General features: G+C 68.8%; 1 protein-coding gene. It reads left to right on the top strand.

Annotated features, from left to right (window positions below):
• Positions 1-1,559: condensation domain-containing protein (locus tag ACIQMX_RS42450; protein ID WP_402487072.1), on the top strand; the 1,559-nt coding region annotated here is incomplete at both ends.

Below are 1,559 nucleotides of genomic sequence, written 5' to 3'. Positions count from 1 at the left end.
ACAAACACCGAACGCACACTCGCCTCCATATGGGGCGACATCCTCGGCATCGACACCATCGGCATCCACGACAACTTCTTCGAGCTCGGCGGGCATTCACTGCTGGCCACGCAGGTGACGTCCCGGCTGCGTCGGCAGCTCGGCATCGACGTCCCGGTCCGCATCATCTTCACCTCGCCCACCCCGGCCACCCTGGCAGCGGCCATGCGCGAGCTGACGGCGACGGCCGATGAGGCTCCGCTCGTCCCGGTGGACCGTACCGACGCTTCGCTGCCGTTGTCATTCGCCCAGCAACGTCTGTGGTTCCTGGACCAGTTGACGCCCGGCAGCGCCGAGTACCTGGTGCCCTTCGCCCTGCGCATACGGGGCGAGCTGGATGCGGACGCCCTGGGTACGGCGTTCACCGGCCTGGTGGCACGGCACGAGATCCTGCGGACCCGGTTCGTCACCGACGACTCCGGACGCCCCTCGCAGGTGGTGGACGCGCCGTGGTCGGTCACTCCGGTGGTGCACCACGTCCGGGCCGACGCCACTCCCGGAGACGGGGCACGAGCCGCGCAGGAGGTCATGGAAGCGGAGGCGCGGCGCCCGTTCGAACTGGACGGAGGACGGCTGCTGCGCGTGGACCTGGTCCCTGTCGCGGAGGACGACCAGTACCTGCTGGTCACGTTGCACCACATCGTCTCGGACGGGTGGTCCTCCGGCATCCTGGCGCGGGAACTGCGTGAGCTGTACACGGCGGCGCTGGCCGATCGCGAGGCGAATCTCCCGGACCTCGCGGTGCAGTACGCGGACTACGCCGTCTGGCAGCGGGAACAGCTCACCGGCGACTTCCTGGAATCGCAGTTGACTTACTGGCGCGAGCGCTTGACCGGTCTACCGGTGCTGGAACTGCCCACGCAGCACGGTCGCCTTGCCGAGCGCGAGGACGCCGCAGGCGACACCGTGTACTTCGCGCTGCCGGCCGAGGTCGCGGATCAGTTGCGGGCGTCGTCGGGACGGCAGGGAGCGAGCCTCTTCATGACGCTGCTTTCGCTGTTCCAGATCGTGCTGGCCCGCTACGGGCGCCAGGACGACATCGCGGTGGGGACGCCCATAGCAGGCCGCAACCGCGCCGAGACCGAAGACCTGATCGGCTTCTTCGTCAACACGCTGGTGATGCGGACGGACCTGTCCGGGGACCCCACGTTCACCGAGCTGATCGACCGGGTGAAGGACACGGCTCTGGGCGCGTACGACCACCAGGACCTGCCCTTCGAGCGGCTCGTCGACGAACTTGCGCCGAACCGCGACCTGTCGCGCAATCCGCTCTTCCAGACCATGTTCGTCTTCCAGAACACTCCGGACGGGGATGCGTGGAGTCTGCCCGGCCTCGAGGTCGAGCAGGTCGGGGTGGGCGGCCAGGACGCGAAGTTCGACCTCCAGCTGACGGCGGCCGAGTCGGGCGGCGAGGTGCTGGCAGCGCTGGAGTACCGGACGGATCTGTTCGAGCGGGCGGCGATCGAGCGGATGGCCGGTCACCTCGGGACACTTGCCGCCTCCGTCGCGGCCACCCCCGA

This window comes from Streptomyces sp. NPDC091416 (assembly GCF_044756845.1).
Taxonomy (GTDB): domain Bacteria; phylum Actinomycetota; class Actinomycetes; order Streptomycetales; family Streptomycetaceae; genus Streptomyces.
The sequence above is the reverse complement of the archived record's forward strand: the minus strand, read 5'-3'. Positions and strand labels throughout refer to the sequence as shown.